Here is a 14,925-nt window from a genome sequence, read left to right as displayed (position 1 = left end):
GCCTTGCTGGTACGGATTACCCATCGCGTTGTTTTGCATCTGCGAACTCGCTCAGATATCGATCCATCGCTTCAATTAAGCGCTGTTCCGAATCGACGTACTCGCGGCCCAGCGGCAGCTCCGCTGCGTGGAAGTGCTTCAGGCTACCCTTCCAGAACGTCAGGTCGGAACGCAGGCCGGTGCGCAGCGATTCGACGATCTCGGCGGCGCTGAGTGCGCGCAGCTGCTCGGTGACCTGCCGGTCGATCTCCTCGGCATCCTGCGCATAGCCTTGCAGATCCTGCCGGCGTGCCTTGCTCAGCTTGGTCGGCGCCTCGCCGCGCGCCGCCTTGCTGGCCTCGATGCGTTGCGCAAACGACGTGTGCAGCTCGACGAAAGTCACGAACAGCGGTTCCATCGCCCGCAACGCCGCCGCGGCCTGTGGCTGCGTCGCCTTGGCCAGCGCGATCTGGAAGTGCGCGACTTTCATGCCGGGGTCCGGGCGCGCAGACGCCGGGTCTTGAACGTGCCCCAGCCGCTGTGGGCGGCAGTCTTCACGAACGCGAACAATCCGCTCTCGTTCGGCTGCGGATCGCGTCCGGCGCCGATGCGCTTCAGTTGCAGCGTGTACCAGGCGACTTCCATCAGCGCCATGCGGTCGATGAAGCCGATACCGGTGTTGATGGCACGCACGCTGTGCGCGCTGTCGCGGCCTTTCAGCAACGCGGCGGGCGCATCCGGGTCGATCGCCATCAGCCGCGCGATGCCGATCAGATCGAGCGCGCCCGACTGCAGCGCCGCGTTCATGCCGGCGGCGCTACGGAATCCGCCGGTGACCACCAGCGGCGTCCTGATCCGCGCGCGAAGTTTCTCGGCGAAGTCGAGGAAGTAGGCCTCGCGTGCGACCGTCGATGCCTTGCGCGTTTGGTTCAGCGTACCGGTCATCGCCGGCGCTTCGTAGGTGCCGCCGGATATCTCGATCAGGTCGATGCCCGCTGCCGACAGCGCCTCTATCGTCGCCATCGATTCGTCCTCGCTGAAGCCGCCGCGCTGGAAGTCGGTCGAGTTGAGCTTGATGCCGACCGGAAAGTCCTTGCCCACCTGGCGGCGGATTTCGGCATAGACCTCCAGCACGAAGCGGCGACGGTTTTCCGGACTGCCGCCCCATTTGTCCTTGCGCTGGTTGTGCCGCTCGGACAGGAACTGGCTGACCAGATAGCCATGCGCGCCGTGTATCTGCACGCCGCTGAAACCGGCCTTTTTGCAGATCGCCGCGCTGCGCCCGAAGCGGCGGATGATGTCTTCGATGTCGGCCTCGCTGGCCTCGTGCGGCTTGTCGAAGAACGGCGCCATGTCCTTGCCGAACGGAATGGCCGACGCGGAGAGATTGCGCCGGTTGAGTCCCTTCGGCGACTGCTTGCCCGGATGGTTGAGCTGGACCCAGACCGCGACACCCTGCGCCGTGCAGGCCTTCGCCCATCGCTGCAGCATCGGCAGATGGGTCTCGTCTTCGACGACGACATTGCCGGGCTCGCCGAGCGCGCGGCGGTCGACCATGATGTTGCCGGTCACCAGCAAGCCGATGCCGGAGGCCGCCCAGCGCCGGTACAGCTCGACCAGCTCCGCCGTCGGCCGGTTGTCGTAGGTGCCCATCGCTTCGCTCATCGCCGATTTGACGAGGCGATTGCGCAGCGTGCTGCCGTTCGGCAACTGCAGCGGCTGCGACAGGGGATTGAGAGCAGGCGAGGAATCCGGCATGAAGGTTCTCGAACGGATGAAGATCGGGGTGAAACTCTACAGCTCCGTTGCGGCCTGCAGCGCCCGGCGGATCGCGGCGTTGCCGGGGTATCTGCTTTGCAGGGCGGCTTCGTCCTTCTCGATCGTGTCGCAGCGCAGTTCGGCCATCGTCGCGGAGACTTCCTTGTCGCGCTCGGAGCCGTCGCCATTGAGCTCGCCGGAGAAGTGGAAGCATGAGGCGACGCGGTCGATGACGGCCTGCGCATCGGCGGGGATGGTCGCCGGCGTCGTCGACGTGCGTCGGTAGACATCGTCGAAGCGCACATTCAGTCCGCCGCAGAGCCCGTTGTCGCGGACCACCAGACTGCCGGCGACCAGCTGCATCTTGACCGCGCAGTCGGACATGTCGTCAGTGCCGATCGTCAGCAGATCATTGACCGGCTGAGCTTCACCGGCCAACTCTCCTTCATGGACCACCGGCGCATCGGCATCCGAGCCGCCGGTCCAGGTCGCGTTGCCTTGGACATCGAGCGTGCGCTGATCCTTGCGCGCGATGCGGATCTCGTTGTCGCCGGCGATCGGATGCCAGGTGCCGATCCAATCCGCCTCGCTGGTCCTGGCCGGACTCGTTTTGGTCAGTGCGCTGCTCGGCAACCAGCCGACGAACTCTCGCTTCTTGCCGAAATACCAGATGCAGCTCCAGCCTTCCTTCTCGGCGGAGACCAGCACCTTGTCGCCGCCGATCAGGAATGCCTTCGTGACGCAGCGCGCTTCGGCAGGGCAGCCTTCCTCGTCCGATCTCAGATGCGCCCTGGCGCCCTTGTCGATATTCAGCGTTGCCGCGCTGACATGACCTGCGGCGGAAGGAAACAGGCCGTTGCGACAACTGAATGGTTCCAGCGCCAGTGCCGCCGTTGAACTCAAGCTCAGTGCAACCAGCATCAGTATCCTGCGCATGCCGCTGTTCCTGTCCGCCGAGGCGCACCGAGCGTAGCAGGACTGCCGTCGTCAGACGTCCAGCAACTGGCGATTCCTGACCGCGCCCCTGTCGGCGCTGGTCGTCAGGGCGGCGTAGGCCTTGAGCGCCGCGCTGACCTGGCGCTTGCGCGGCTGCGCCGGTTTCCAGCCCTGTGCGGCCTGGGCAGTCCGGCGGCGCATCAGCGTTGCGTCGTCCACCTCGACGCGAATGCTCCGCTGCGGGATATCGATGACGATGATGTCGCCGGTCTCGATCAGCGCGATGTTGCCGCCTTCCGCAGCCTCGGGCGACACATGGCCGATCGAGAGTCCGGAGCTGCCGCCGGAGAAGCGGCCGTCGGTGATCAGCGCGCAATGCTGCGCAAGACCTTTCGATTTCAGATAGCTCGTCGGATAGAGCATTTCCTGCATGCCGGGTCCGCCACGCGGTCCCTCGTAGCGGACGATCAGCGCATCGCCGGCCTTCACGTTGCCGGCAAGGATCGCTTCGACGGCAGCGTCCTGGCTTTCGAAGATCACCGCCGGGCCGCGGAAGCTCAGCAGCCGGGTATCCACGCCCGCGGTCTTCACGATGCAGCCGCGCTCGGCGAGATTGCCCGACAGCACCGCGAGCCCGCCGTCGGCACTGAATGCGGACGTCACGGCGCGGATGCAGCCCTGGGCCCGGTCCATGTCCAGCTGCTCGTAGCGGCAGTTCTGTGAAAACGCTTTCTGGCTGGCGACGCCAGCCGGTGCAGCGCGATAGAACTCATGCACCGCGCCGTCGTCGCTGCGTGCCACGTCCCATCGATCCAGCGCTTCGGCCAGGGTCGTCGAGTGAACCGTCGGCACCGAGGTGTCGAGCAGTCCCGCGCGATCCAGCTCGCCGAGGATCGCCATGACGCCGCCGGCGCGATGGACGTCCTCCAGGTGATGCGGCCCGGACGGCGCGACCTTGCACAGCGTCGGTACGCTACGCGAAAGACGATCGATGTCCTGCATCACGAAGTCGACACCCGCTTCCTGCGCGGCGGCGAGCAGGTGCAACACGGTGTTGCTCGAGCCGCCCATCGCGATGTCGAGCGACATCGCATTCTCGAACGCGATGCGGCTGGCGATATTGCGCGGCAGCGCGCGCTCGTCGCCGTCGCGGTAGTAGCGCTGGGCGAGCGCGACGATGCGACGGCCCGCCTCGCGAAACAGCTTCTCGCGATCGGCATGGGTCGCCAGCAGGGAGCCGTTGCCGGGCAAGGCGAGACCGAGCGCTTCGGTCAGGCAATTCATCGAATTGGCGGTGAACATGCCCGAGCAGGAACCGCAGGTCGGACAGGCCGAGCGTTCGATGGTCTCGACGTCGGCGTCCGAGACGCGCAGGTCGCCGGCGGCAACCATCGCGTCGATCAGGTCGAGCGCGACCGGCTTGCCGCCAAGCTTCGTCCGACCGGCTTCCATCGGCCCGCCGGATACGAAGATCACCGGGATGTTCAGGCGCAGCGCCGCCATCAGCATGCCCGGTGTGATCTTGTCGCAGTTCGAGATGCACACCAGCGCGTCGACGGTGTGCGCGTTGCACATGAACTCGATGCTGTCGGCGATGAGGTCGCGCGACGGCAGGCTGTAGAGCATGCCGTCGTGGCCCATCGCGATGCCGTCGTCGACGGCGATCGTGTTGAATTCCTTGCCGACGCCGCCGGCCTTGTCGATCTCACCGATCACCAGCTGGCCAAGATGCTGCAGATGCACGTGGCCGGGCACGAACTGCGTGAAGGAGTTGGCGACCGCAATGATCGGCTTGCCGAAGTCGCCGTCCTTCATGCCTGTGGCGCGCCACAGGGCGCGGGCGCCGGCCATGTTGCGGCCGGTGGTGCTGGTGCTTGAACGGAGTGCTGGCATGGGCTTGCGTCCTGTTTGCGGCCGCCACTGCGGCGGCGGCGCAATTCTGGTCGACGGCTTCCATACCGGCCAATACAATTGACGGACTCTTGCTATACGTCAAACGAATAGTGGAACTCCGTCAGCTGAAGTACTTCATCGCGGTGGCCGAGGAGCGCAGCTTCTCGCGCGCGGCCTTGCGTCTGCATATTTCGCAGCCGCCGCTGTCGACCCAGTTGAAGGCGCTGGAGGACGAACTCGGCGTGCGCCTGCTCGACCGCACGAACCGCGGCGTGACGCTGACCGCGGCGGGTCAGGTGTTCTTCGAAGAGATGCGCGCGGTGCTGGCGCAACTGGAGCGCGGCAAGCAGAAGACGGTCGACGCCGGTCGCGGCGATGTCGGCACGTTGGCGATCGGCTTCGTGTCGATTGCCGACTACGGCGTCCTGCCGCCGGCGCTGAAGGAATTCCGCAGTCTTTATCCCGCCGTCGAAGTGCAGCTGCACGAGCTGACGACGGATGCGCAGATCCGCGAGATCCGCGCGGCGCGGCTCGATCTGGGCATCGGCATCGGCCCGGTGGATGCGGCGGACCTGCGGTTTGATTCGCTGATCCGCGAAGATCTGCTGCTGGCCGCGCCGACCGCGCACCGGCTGATCAAGGACGGCAAGGCGGTGGATCTCAGGCTGCTGTCGAACGAGAGCTTCATCGTGCCGCCGCGCGATCTGGCCCCGGGGCTGTTCGACCAGATTGTCGGCCGCTGTCGCGCCGCCGGGTTTGCGCCGCGCATCACCCAGCAGGCGCGCCAGATGCAGACCGTCATCAGCCTTGTTGCCTGCGGCATGGGCTTCGCGCTGGTGCCAGCGTCCGTGCAGAAACTGCGGCGCAGCGGCGTGCAGTACCGGCCGCTGCGCGGGCCGGCGGCCGCGGTCGAGATTGGCGTTCTGCAGCCGCGTGGCAGCGAGAGTCCGCTGGTGCTGAACTTTGTTGCGGGCCTGTTACGGGCGGCCCGCTCGCAGGCATAAAAAACTTCCGCGCAATCAGCGCCCTGAGCCGGGATGTAGGACAACGCAGCTGTTTTGTCGGCCGCAAATGTGTCAGCTTTGGTCCTCTTCGACGCCAGATACCGCAGACCTGCATGCATCCAGGTCGCGGTGGTGTCGTCGCAGCACGGGGAATCGCAGGCAGGCAGTGTCGGGGGAATGACATGAGCAAGTTGGGCGTAGTGCTTCTCTGAGCATCCGATGGCCACCATCGAAGACCTCCATTTCGAGCGGCAGGGCGTCTGCCTCGCCCGGCCCGAGCTGCTGGTCAGTAGCGATGCGGACCTGCTGATTCGGCAGTACGACGCGCAGAACGGCAGCCCCCCAGCGGCGATGAGCCGCGAAGAGATGTCGCGCTGGGTCTCCGAAGCGGCTGCGCTGCTGCACGCTTTCGCGGCGCTGAGTGCGCGGCTGGATCTGCGGATCGACACGGAAACGGTCGTGCAGCTGGCCGACTCGTTCCCCGGTCTCAATGCGCTCTCGGAACACAGCGAATGGATGCGCTCGGCGCGCGACATGCTGGTTCGCTGCGCGGCGGCCGTTGACCGCGGCGCCCAGAAAATCTTCGGTGCCGATACCGCGCGGGACGGACGCAACGGCGGCGGACGCCGGCCTGCGGTCTTCGGCACACCGGGATATCGCCCCAGGGGCTAGGCGGCGCCGGTGGCGGGCCTGCAATGTGCCTTTTTCAGCACATTGCAATAAATAATACAAGAAAATGTCACGAAGGCGTACGACATGCGCAAGCATCGTACGTCTGTGAACGACCATTTTTTTGAAATTGCCGCTGCGGTCATCCTCGCCGTCTATCTCTGCCATCGGCTGGCGACGCGTCTCGCCTTGTCGCGGGCCAAGCATCCGTCCCTGCGCGGTCATTCGCGCTGGTCGCGGAGAATGGCACGGCTGGTCGCACAGTTTGATTACAACGGCGACGGCTGGTTCGGCAGCGACCTCGCGCCGCCCGAAGTGGCTGCGCAACGCCGGTCCGGCATCGGGCATCTGCGCCAGCGGCTGGCAACCGCCTCGCCGGAATCCCAGCGCAGCAGCCGTTCGCTGAAGGACAGCATCTCCGACGTCCGTTTCACCAGTCAGTACCGCGTGCCGTTTCCGTTCAGCCGCGAGCTGCCGGAGGAGTTCCGCTACGGCAGCATGGTGACGCGCACCGAAGGCCGCCGCATCCAGGATGTCGACGGTCAATGGCGTTATGACCTGTCGGGCTCCTACGGCGTCAACGTCTTCGGTTACGACTTCTACAAGGACTGCCTGCAGGCCGGCTTTGCGCGCGCGCAGGAACTCGGCCCGGTGCTCGGACCGTATCACCCGGTGATCGGCGGCAACGTCGAAGCCCTGCGCAGGATCTCGGGCCTCGATGAAGTCTCGTTCCACATGTCGGGCACCGAGGCGGTCATGCAGGCCGTGCGTCTGGCGCGTTACCACACCGGACGCACGCACCTGGTCCGCCTGTGCGGTTCGTACCACGGCTGGTGGGATGGTGTGCAGCCCGGCGTCGGCAACCAGCGCAAGGTCGACGACGTCTACACGCTCACCGATCTGTCCGAGCGCACCCTGCAGGTGCTGGCGACGCGCAAGGACATCGCCTGCGTGCTGATCAATCCGTTCCAGGCCCTGCATCCGAACGCCGATGCACCGGGCGACTCGACGCTGATCGCGAGCGACCGCACGACCGCCTTCGATCGCGAGCGCTACACGCAATGGCTGCAGCGCATCCGCGAGATCTGCACGCGACGCGGCATCGTGCTGATCTTCGATGAGGTGTTCGCCGGCTTCCGCCTCGGCTATCGCGGCGCGCAGGAGTACTTTGGCGTTGCCGCCGATCTCGTGACCTACGGCAAGACCCTCGGCGGCGGTTTGCCGATCGGTGTCGTCTGCGGCAAGCACGCGCTGATGAAGCGCTACAAGGACGACCAGCCGGCGAACGTTTCCTTCGCGCGCGGCACCTTCAATTCACATCCGTACGTGATGACCTGCATGGCCGAGTTTCTCGCGCGCATCGAGCAACCGGCGATCCAGGCCATCTACGCCAACGCCGATGCGTTGTGGAATCGCCGGGTCGAAGCGCTGAACCGCCTGCTGGTGGAGCAGGCGCTGCCGGTCCGCCTGGCGAACATGCACAGCATCATCTCGGTGCTCTACACGCAGCCCTGCCGCTACAACTGGATGCTGCAGTTCTATCTGCGCGCCGAAGGTCTGGAGCTGAGCTGGACCGGCACCGGCCGCCTGATCATGAGCCTCGACTATTCCGACGAGGACTTCGGCGCGGTCGCCGATCGCTTCGTGCGCGCCGCCAAGGCCATGCAGGCCGACGGCTGGTGGTGGAGCGCGCCGCACCTGACCAACAAATGGATCAAGCGGCAGATGCTCAAGGACATGCTGAGTGCGAAATTCCGTGGCCGCGCATCGCGGTCGTCGATGGCGTTGCCGCCCGCGATGCAGCACGCCGGACCAGGTGAACCGACATGACCCGCAATCCCCGGCAGTTGTCGTTCCGCGAAAAGCTGCAGCTCGAATTTCACGGTTATCTGCAGAAGGAAGCCCAGCGCTTCGATGCCAGCGAACGGCTGCAGATCGACTTCCACTGCCACGACCGCAACAGCGACGTGCCGGACGAACTGTGGGGCCGCCTGCTTGGCCTGCCGGAAACCTGGCTGGAGACCAAGGACCTGGTCAAGTGCCTGCAGGGCAATGGCTGCGACATCATCACCGTCACCAACCACAACAACGCGCGTTCGTGCTGGGAGCTGCTCGACAAGGGCCACGACGTGCTGGTCGGCACCGAGTTCACCTGCCACTTCAACGAGTACGAGCTGTACATGCACGTACTCGCGTACGGATTCACGCCGGAGCAGGAGGTCATCCTCAACAAGAAGCGCCGCGACATCTACGCCTTCCTGCGCTACACCGCCGAACACAACATCCCGGTCATCCTGCCCCATCCGCTGTACTTCTACTCGCGCACCGACAAGCTCGATCCGGAGATGTTCGAGAAGCTGGCGATCCTGTTCCAGCGCTATGAAGTGCTGAACGGTCAGCGCGACCTGTGGCAAAGCGTGCTGGTGCTGAACTGGGCGCAGGGTCTGAACGAAGAGAAGCTGCATGGGCTCGCCGCCAAGCACAAGCTCAACCCGGCCGACTACGGCGTCGACATCGGCCGCGCTAAGATCCTGACCGGCGGCTCCGACGATCACATGGGCCTGACGGCCGGCCGCTCGGGTTCCTGGCTGCACGTACCGAACCTCGCCGAGCGCCGCAAGAACACGCCGCTGTCGCAGCTGGCGCTCGAAGCCATACGCAACGGCCACATTGCGCCCTACGGCCATGTCGGCGAGAACCAGCATCTGAATGTCGCGCTGCTGGATTACTTCTCGCAGATCGTCACCCACATGCAGGACCCGGGCCTGCTGCGCCTGGCGCTGCACCGCGGCGAAGTCAGCGACAAGCTCGCCTGCCTGGTCATCGGCAACATCTTTCTCGAGATCAAGAAGCACAAGAAGACGCGGCGCTTCATCGGCTGCGTCCACGATGCGCTGCGCGGCAAGAAGCCGGACTGGATGCTGCGCCTCGCGGTCTCCAGCGACTATGCGTTCTGCGTGCGCCACCTCGACGAGATTGCCGAAAGCCGCACGCTGCCGCCGGCGCAGTCCGCGGCGGTGACACAGAAGGCGATGGGCGATCTGTTCAACGGCCTCGCGCAGCTGATCGTCGCGCGCACCAGGAAGTGCGCGGCCAAGCACACCGGCCTGTTCGACGGCAGCTTCTCGTCCGAGGATCTGATCCGCAAGCTGGAGATTCCGCTGCAGGTCCGCGCGCTGGCCTTCGGCGAAGCGCCCGGCAAGAGCAACATCAGCGGCATCAACCTGCGCGAGATTCTCGACAACCTGTCGTTCCCGGTCATGGTCAACCTGGTGCTGCTCGGCACCCAGCTGGCGAGCACCCGCGTGCTGTACGCCAACCGCGGCTTCCTCAACGAGTTCTCCGAACACATCGGCCGCAACCAGCATCCGCGCCGCGCGCTGTATCTGACCGATACGCTGCGCGACAAGAACGGCGTGTCCAACTCGCTGTCGGCCAAGCTCGCCGAGATCCAGCGCCAGGGCTATGCGGTGGATTTCCTGATCTGCCACGCGGAGGCCGAGTCCGAGCCGCATCTGCACGTCGTCAAGCCGCTCGCCGAGTTCGGCTTCCCGAGCTTCGGCGAACAGAAGCTGCGCGTGCCGGACCTGATGGAGATCGCGCGCATCTTCTACGAAGGCGGCTACGACCGTGTGGTCTGCTCGACCGAAGGGCCGATGGCACTGGTCGCGCTGTTCCTCAAGTACAAGTTCAATGTGCCGGCGTTCTTCTTCATGCACACGGACTGGCTGGATTTCTTCCGTCATACGACCGACCTGGATTCGCATGAGCTGGATCGCATCCGCCGCGTGATGCGCGCGCTGTACCACCAGTTCGAAGCAGTGTTCGTGCTCAACAGCGATCACCGCAAGTGGCTGACGCACAGCCACATGGGACTGCCCAACGAACGCGTGCATCTGACCGCGCATCATGTCGAGCAGCCGCGCACGAACATCGTGCCGGTGCGCAAGTCGGAACTGTTTGCCGATGCGACGGACGCGACGCCGGTGCTGTTCATGGCCGGCCGCCTGAGCAAGGAAAAGGGCGTGCTCGAGCTGCCGGAGATCTATCGCCGTGCCCGCGAGCGGATCCCGGACCTGCGCATCGTCATCGCCGGCAGCGGCCCGGCCGAGGCCGAGCTGCGCGCGGCATTGCCGGAAGCGCACTTCCTCGGCTGGGTGAGCCGCGAGCGCATCGAGCAGGTCTACGCCGGCCTCGATCTGTTCGTGTTTCCGTCGAAGTTCGACACCTTCGGCAATGTCGTGCTCGAGGCGTTCTCGCAGGGCATGCCGGTGCTGGCCTACAACACCAAGGGCCCGAAGGACATCATCGTCGACGGCACGAATGGCTATCTGGTCGACACGATCGATGAGATGGCGGAACGCATCGTCGGGCATTTCGGCAACCGCGAATGGCATGCGGCGATGCGTACCGCCGCGCTGCGCCGCGTCGACGACTACCAGGCCGGCCCGATCATGCGCGAGTTCATCGGCAAGCTCGGTCTGCCGGTGGCAGAAGTTGCGGAAGCGACCGAGGTCGCCGTCGCTGCATGACCAGTGCCATCCGCCAGCTCAGCCAGCAGGAGCAGCTCAATTTCCTGCTGACCAATCGCATCCCGCGCCATGCGCTGACGCGGCTGGTCGGCCGTATCAGCCGCATCGAGAATCCCTGGCTCGCGCGCGTGCTGATCGCCCTGTGGCGGCTGTTCGCCGAGGATCTGCGCCTGCAGGAAGCCGAGAAGCAGACCTTCACCAGCCTGCAGGATTGCTTCACCCGCCGGCTCAAGCCGGGCGCGCGCGCGGTTGATGGGCGGACGCATATCGTCGCCAGCCCCTGCGACGCGGTCGTCGGCGAGTGCGGCCGTATCGAAGGAACGCAGGTGTTCCAGGCCAAGGGCTTTCCGTATGAGATCGGCGAGCTGATCCCGGATGCCCGCCTGCAGGATCTGTATCGAAACGGGACGTACGTGACGCTGCGCCTGAAGTCGAGCATGTACCACCGCTTTCATGCGCCGGTCGATTGCCGCACGGAAGAGATCAGCTACATCTCCGGTGACACCTGGAACGTCAATCCGATCGCGCTCAAGCGCATCGAGAAACTCTATTGCCTCAACGAACGCGCGGTCGTCCAGCTGCACGACCCGGCGACCGGCGGCAGCCTGTGCCTGGTGCCGGTGGCCGCGGTTCTGGTCGCCAGCATGCGTTTCAGCGGGCTCAGCGACGAGCTGTGCCTGGACTACCGCGGCCCCAACCGCATCGCCTGGACGCGCAGCTTCGCCAAGGGCGACGAGATGGGCTACTTCCAGCACGGCTCGACGATCATCGTTTTCGCGACCGGCAACTACTCGCTCGCCGAGGGCATCCGCGTCGGCGACACCATTCGCATGGGGCAGGCCCTGCTGACTGCCGCAGCCTCTGTCTGATTCAAGGAGAACCGTTATGACTTTTGGCGAAGAGCTACACCAACAGCGCTGGGACGACCACCGCTACTACCACCACAACCGCATCAACCAGAGCCTGCACCTGGTCAGCGCCTGCTGCTTCCTCGCCAGCTACGTGCTGATCTGGACCAACCCGGTCGCCGCGGTGATGGCGGCCTGGCCGCTGGCAATGATCGTGCGCCAGATCGGCCACTTCTTCTTCGAGCCGAAGAACTACGACGAAGTGAACCAGGCGACGCACGAACACAAGGAAGCGATCAAGGTCGGCTACAACCTGCAGCGCAAGTTCGTGTTGCTGGCCATCTGGGCGCTGGCGCCGATCGTGCTGTACTTCCAGCCGACGTTCTTCGGCTTCTTCAGCACCGCGGAAGTCGCCCGCGGCTTCCTGTACAACACCGCGATCCTGTGGCTGATCATCGGCATGGGCGCGGTGATCTTCCGCACCGTGCATCTGTTCTTCCTGATGGGCGTGCAGTCCGGTCTCGTATGGGCGAGCAAGATCATCACCGACCCGTTCCACGACCTGAAGATCTACCACAAGGCCCCGTACTACATCTGGAAAGGCCAGATGAACGACGACATGACCGAGTGGTACCGCGCACCGCCGCAGCAGAAGGTGCAGTCGGCCTGAAGACCGCCGCGGTCACGATCCTCTCGTAGGGCGGGAAACGCCTGCGGCTTTCCCGCCCTACGGCAAGTGGCTTTCCACAAAACGGACCACTTCCGCCGCCAGCGCGGCCGGATCGCTGAACATCGCCAGATGCCCGCCGCTCAGGCTGGCACTGGCGGCATGCTCGCGATGTCCGAGAATCTCTTCGCCGTATCGACGGCGCACGACGGTATCGCGGTCATAGCTCACGTTGAGCAGCGGTTGCCGGCAGTTCGCCAACGCCGCGCGCACATCGACAGCGAGTACGGCGCGTGCCCTTCCCGCCAGTCCCCGCGCTGAAACGCGCCGCCAGGTTTCACGCTTGGCGCGGCGCAGATCATCTTCCGGCGCGCGTATCCACACCGGCAGTCGCCGCACGACGCGCACGGTCCACAGCAGCGGCGCGCGCAGCAGGCAGCGCAGCGGTGCCAGCTCCGGCCTTGGTGTCCGCACGAACGTCGCCGTCAGGATCAGGCCACGCACCTTGTCCGGCTCGGCCGCCGCGAGCAGGATCGCCAGCGGTCCGCCGAACGAGGCGGCAAGCACATGGCAGGCCGGCACTCCGGCCAGGGCAGCGCGGACCAGATCGAGCAATTCTTCGTAGCTGTAGGGACCATCATCGGGGTAGCTCAGGACCAGCGGCCGGATCGTCGGCGGCAGCTGGGCCAGCAGGGGCCGGAAAAACACGTCGGTGCCGTCCAGTCCCGGCAATAACACCAGCGTTGTCGAGGAATCGGCGTTGTCAGTAGCCATTGAGCGTCCTGACGATCGTGTGGACCCATAAGGGAATCAGCGTCGCCCAGTACGCCGTCATCCAGCTCAGGCCGATCCAGCCGCCCCAGGACGCGGCATCGGTACGGCGATCCTTGACGAAGATGGACCGCCGCAAGCCGGGGACGATGGACTTGTGCCTGAGCGGTTGCGGATCGCGCTGCGCATTGGCGTGCAGGAAACGCAGGTGCAGCGTTTGCCAGGGCAGATACAGCACACCGAACAGCAGGTTCAGTTGCAGCAGCAATCTGCCGCCGTCGGTCAGCGCTTCGGCGGACAGGTACAGACCTGCGCTGGCAATGGTGTTGATGGCGAAGATCAGCGCCCAGCCGAACTCTTCGTAGAAATAGTATTCGAGGCGTTCGTAGGCGATGGCTGTCCAGACGAAAGCCTGACTGACGACGACCTGGCCGACCATCGCCCACGACAGCACGGTCACCCACGCCAGCTGGTCCTGGTTGATCCGGCGCAGCACGTAGGAGAACAGGAAGATGTAGGCCACTTCGGAGAACGTCGCCAGCAGGCGCGTTGCGAACACCGACGACAGCGGCGAATCGTGGAAGACGATGTTGCCTTCGTAGCGCACCGGAAACAGACAGCGATACGCGGACACCGCGAACAGGATCAGCGCCGGAACGCCGATCCAGGCATCGACCTCGGCGGCCCGCGGCGACAGCAGGCTCGCGATGAAGTACAGGTTTGCCAGGCTGCCGAGCTTCAGCAGCCATAACGCAAGCGAGTAGTCGCCCGATGATGAATGCGCTTCGGTGGAGTGGTCGGCCATGCAGAGGGCGAAATGGGGACGCGGAGAGTAACGGCCTTGTCATATTAGGCTCACTACTATTCAGGACTTGTGACAGATTCCGTGACGGAATCGAGGTGCCGCCGTCGCGAGAGTCCCCTTTCGATCCGAAGTGCCATGACCCCGAACGAAGAAGCGTCAGACAGAAGGCAGCTGCTGGCAGAAGAGTTCCAGGACAATCTCGATGAAGAGCTTGAAATGGAAATCGACGACGAGCTGCTGGAGGCACTGGTTTCGGGGCCGACCGCGGACGGCGGCGCGGATGTCGATCGGCACTTCTATTTTCGCGAACTGCTGCGCCTGCAGAGCGAACTAGTGAAGCTGCAGAGCTGGGTCGTCCAGCACAAGCTCAAGGTCGTCGTGCTGTTCGAGGGCCGGGATTCGGCCGGCAAGGGCGGCGCGATCAAGCGTGTGACGCAGCGTCTCAATCCGCGCGTGTGCCGCGTCGCGGCGCTGCCGGCGCCGAACGACCGCGAGCGCACGCAGTGGTATTTCCAGCGCTACGTGACGCATCTGCCGGCTGGCGGCGAGATCGTGCTGTTCGATCGCAGCTGGTACAACCGCGCCGGGGTCGAGCGTGTGATGGGCTTCTGCAACGACGACGAGTACGAGGAGTTCTTCCGTACGGTGCCGGAGTTCGAACGCATGCTCGTCCGCTCGGGAATCATCTTGATCAAGTACTGGTTCTCGATCACCGACGAAGAGCAGTACCGCCGCTTCCGCGCGCGCATCCATGATCCGCTCAAGCAGTGGAAACTGAGTCCGATGGACCTGGAGTCGCGGCGGCGCTGGGAGCTTTACACCAAGGCCAAGGAAACCATGCTGGAGCGCACGCATATTCCCGAATCGCCCTGGTGGGTGGTCGAGGCGGTGGACAAGAAGCGCGCGCGGCTCAATTGCATCCACCACCTGCTCGGCCAGATTCCCTACGGCGAGGTCGAACACACGCCGATCGCGCTGCCCGACCGCATTCATCATCCGGACTACCTACGCAATCCGGTGCCGGCCTCGATGTTCGTGCCGTCGATCTACTAGGGACGGATCG

13 protein-coding genes are annotated in these 14,925 nt (G+C 64.9%); 7 read left to right on the top strand and 6 right to left on the bottom strand.

Annotation, left to right across the window (positions count from 1 at the left end; all coding sequences use genetic code 11):
- Positions 1-16 precede the first annotated feature (16 nt).
- The 4 genes from AC3WUF_RS01210 to ilvD are packed head-to-tail and all read right to left on the bottom strand — an operon-like array spanning position 17 to position 4,566.
- On the bottom strand, positions 17-469 hold the full coding sequence (locus AC3WUF_RS01210) for a hypothetical protein (protein WP_492421592.1): 453 nt from the start codon (positions 467-469) through the stop codon (positions 17-19).
- Positions 466-1,737 carry an NADH:flavin oxidoreductase/NADH oxidase family protein gene (locus AC3WUF_RS01205; protein ID WP_492421590.1) on the bottom strand — a complete coding sequence of 424 codons (1,272 nt, stop codon included), beginning with the start codon at positions 1,735-1,737 and terminating at the stop codon, positions 466-468. The genes AC3WUF_RS01210 and AC3WUF_RS01205 overlap by 4 nt, the downstream gene beginning before the upstream one ends.
- Before the next feature lie 36 nt (positions 1,738-1,773).
- Positions 1,774-2,673 carry a hypothetical protein gene (locus AC3WUF_RS01200; RefSeq protein ID WP_492421588.1) on the bottom strand — a complete coding sequence of 300 codons (900 nt, stop codon included), beginning with the start codon at positions 2,671-2,673 and terminating at the stop codon, positions 1,774-1,776.
- 51 nt (positions 2,674-2,724) lie between these two features.
- Positions 2,725-4,566, bottom strand: coding sequence for a dihydroxy-acid dehydratase (gene ilvD / locus AC3WUF_RS01195; protein WP_492421586.1), 1,842 nt, complete (start codon positions 4,564-4,566; stop codon positions 2,725-2,727).
- Positions 4,567-4,676: 110 nt separating this feature from the next.
- Between ilvD and AC3WUF_RS01190 the strand changes: the two genes are divergently transcribed.
- The 6 genes from AC3WUF_RS01190 to AC3WUF_RS01165 all read left to right on the top strand — a co-directional run bounded on the left by AC3WUF_RS01190 (position 4,677) and on the right by AC3WUF_RS01165 (position 12,289).
- Positions 4,677-5,570, top strand: coding sequence for a LysR family transcriptional regulator (locus tag AC3WUF_RS01190; RefSeq protein ID WP_492421584.1), 894 nt, complete (start codon positions 4,677-4,679; stop codon positions 5,568-5,570).
- Between the two features lie 219 nt (positions 5,571-5,789).
- Positions 5,790-6,242: a hypothetical protein gene (locus tag AC3WUF_RS01185; protein WP_492421582.1), complete on the top strand. Its 453-nt coding sequence runs from the start codon at positions 5,790-5,792 to the stop codon at positions 6,240-6,242.
- A gap of 84 nt (positions 6,243-6,326) precedes the next feature.
- A complete protein-coding gene (locus AC3WUF_RS01180) occupies positions 6,327-8,069 on the top strand; it encodes an aminotransferase class III-fold pyridoxal phosphate-dependent enzyme (RefSeq protein WP_492421580.1) in 1,743 nt (580 codons plus the stop codon).
- Positions 8,066-10,771: a glycosyltransferase gene (locus tag AC3WUF_RS01175; RefSeq protein ID WP_492421578.1), complete on the top strand. Its 2,706-nt coding sequence runs from the start codon at positions 8,066-8,068 to the stop codon at positions 10,769-10,771. Before AC3WUF_RS01180 ends, AC3WUF_RS01175 begins: the two co-directional genes overlap by 4 nt.
- Positions 10,768-11,640, top strand: coding sequence for an archaetidylserine decarboxylase (gene asd / locus AC3WUF_RS01170; protein ID WP_492421576.1), 873 nt, complete (start codon positions 10,768-10,770; stop codon positions 11,638-11,640). The genes AC3WUF_RS01175 and asd overlap by 4 nt, the downstream gene beginning before the upstream one ends.
- Positions 11,641-11,656: 16 nt before the next feature.
- A complete protein-coding gene (locus AC3WUF_RS01165; protein ID WP_492421574.1) occupies positions 11,657-12,289 on the top strand; it encodes an Mpo1-like protein in 633 nt (210 codons plus the stop codon).
- Positions 12,290-12,346: 57 nt separating this feature from the next.
- On the opposite strand, the gene AC3WUF_RS01160 is transcribed toward AC3WUF_RS01165, so the two are convergent.
- Together AC3WUF_RS01160 and AC3WUF_RS01155 are read right to left on the bottom strand one after the other, a co-directional pair.
- Positions 12,347-13,060 carry an alpha/beta fold hydrolase gene (locus AC3WUF_RS01160; RefSeq protein ID WP_492421572.1) on the bottom strand — a complete coding sequence of 238 codons (714 nt, stop codon included), beginning with the start codon at positions 13,058-13,060 and terminating at the stop codon, positions 12,347-12,349.
- Positions 13,050-13,862, bottom strand: a complete 813-nt coding sequence (locus AC3WUF_RS01155) for a hypothetical protein (protein ID WP_492421570.1) — start codon at positions 13,860-13,862, stop codon at positions 13,050-13,052. The genes AC3WUF_RS01160 and AC3WUF_RS01155 overlap by 11 nt, the downstream gene beginning before the upstream one ends.
- 135 nt (positions 13,863-13,997) lie before the next feature.
- Here AC3WUF_RS01155 and ppk2 point away from each other — a divergent pair, with 135 nt between their 5' ends.
- The gene (gene ppk2, locus AC3WUF_RS01150; protein ID WP_492421568.1) at positions 13,998-14,915 is read left to right on the top strand and encodes a polyphosphate kinase 2; all 918 of its coding nucleotides are present in this window, start codon (positions 13,998-14,000) and stop codon (positions 14,913-14,915) included.
- Positions 14,916-14,925 lie beyond the last annotated feature (10 nt).

It is taken from the genome of Fontimonas sp. FW305-C-3 (assembly GCF_058783185.1).
The sequence above is the reverse complement of the archived record's forward strand: the minus strand, read 5'-3'. Positions and strand labels throughout refer to the sequence as shown.

What these genes read in the sequence shown, in the direction of transcription:
- AC3WUF_RS01155 (WP_492421570.1), bottom strand. Translation starts at nt 13,862, where the DNA reads ATGGCCGACCACTCCACCGAAGCGCATTCATCATCGGGCGACTACTCG.
- AC3WUF_RS01210 (WP_492421592.1), bottom strand. Translation starts at nt 469, where the DNA reads ATGAAAGTCGCGCACTTCCAGATCGCGCTGGCCAAGGCGACGCAGCCA.
- AC3WUF_RS01205 (WP_492421590.1), bottom strand. Translation starts at nt 1,737, where the DNA reads ATGCCGGATTCCTCGCCTGCTCTCAATCCCCTGTCGCAGCCGCTGCAG.
- AC3WUF_RS01165 (WP_492421574.1), top strand. Translation starts at nt 11,657, where the DNA reads ATGACTTTTGGCGAAGAGCTACACCAACAGCGCTGGGACGACCACCGC.
- asd (WP_492421576.1), top strand. Translation starts at nt 10,768, where the DNA reads ATGACCAGTGCCATCCGCCAGCTCAGCCAGCAGGAGCAGCTCAATTTC.
- ilvD (WP_492421586.1), bottom strand. Translation starts at nt 4,566, where the DNA reads ATGCCAGCACTCCGTTCAAGCACCAGCACCACCGGCCGCAACATGGCC.
- AC3WUF_RS01160 (WP_492421572.1), bottom strand. Translation starts at nt 13,060, where the DNA reads ATGGCTACTGACAACGCCGATTCCTCGACAACGCTGGTGTTATTGCCG.
- AC3WUF_RS01185 (WP_492421582.1), top strand. Translation starts at nt 5,790, where the DNA reads ATGGCCACCATCGAAGACCTCCATTTCGAGCGGCAGGGCGTCTGCCTC.
- AC3WUF_RS01175 (WP_492421578.1), top strand. Translation starts at nt 8,066, where the DNA reads ATGACCCGCAATCCCCGGCAGTTGTCGTTCCGCGAAAAGCTGCAGCTC.
- AC3WUF_RS01200 (WP_492421588.1), bottom strand. Translation starts at nt 2,673, where the DNA reads ATGCGCAGGATACTGATGCTGGTTGCACTGAGCTTGAGTTCAACGGCG.
- AC3WUF_RS01180 (WP_492421580.1), top strand. Translation starts at nt 6,327, where the DNA reads ATGCGCAAGCATCGTACGTCTGTGAACGACCATTTTTTTGAAATTGCC.
- ppk2 (WP_492421568.1), top strand. Translation starts at nt 13,998, where the DNA reads ATGACCCCGAACGAAGAAGCGTCAGACAGAAGGCAGCTGCTGGCAGAA.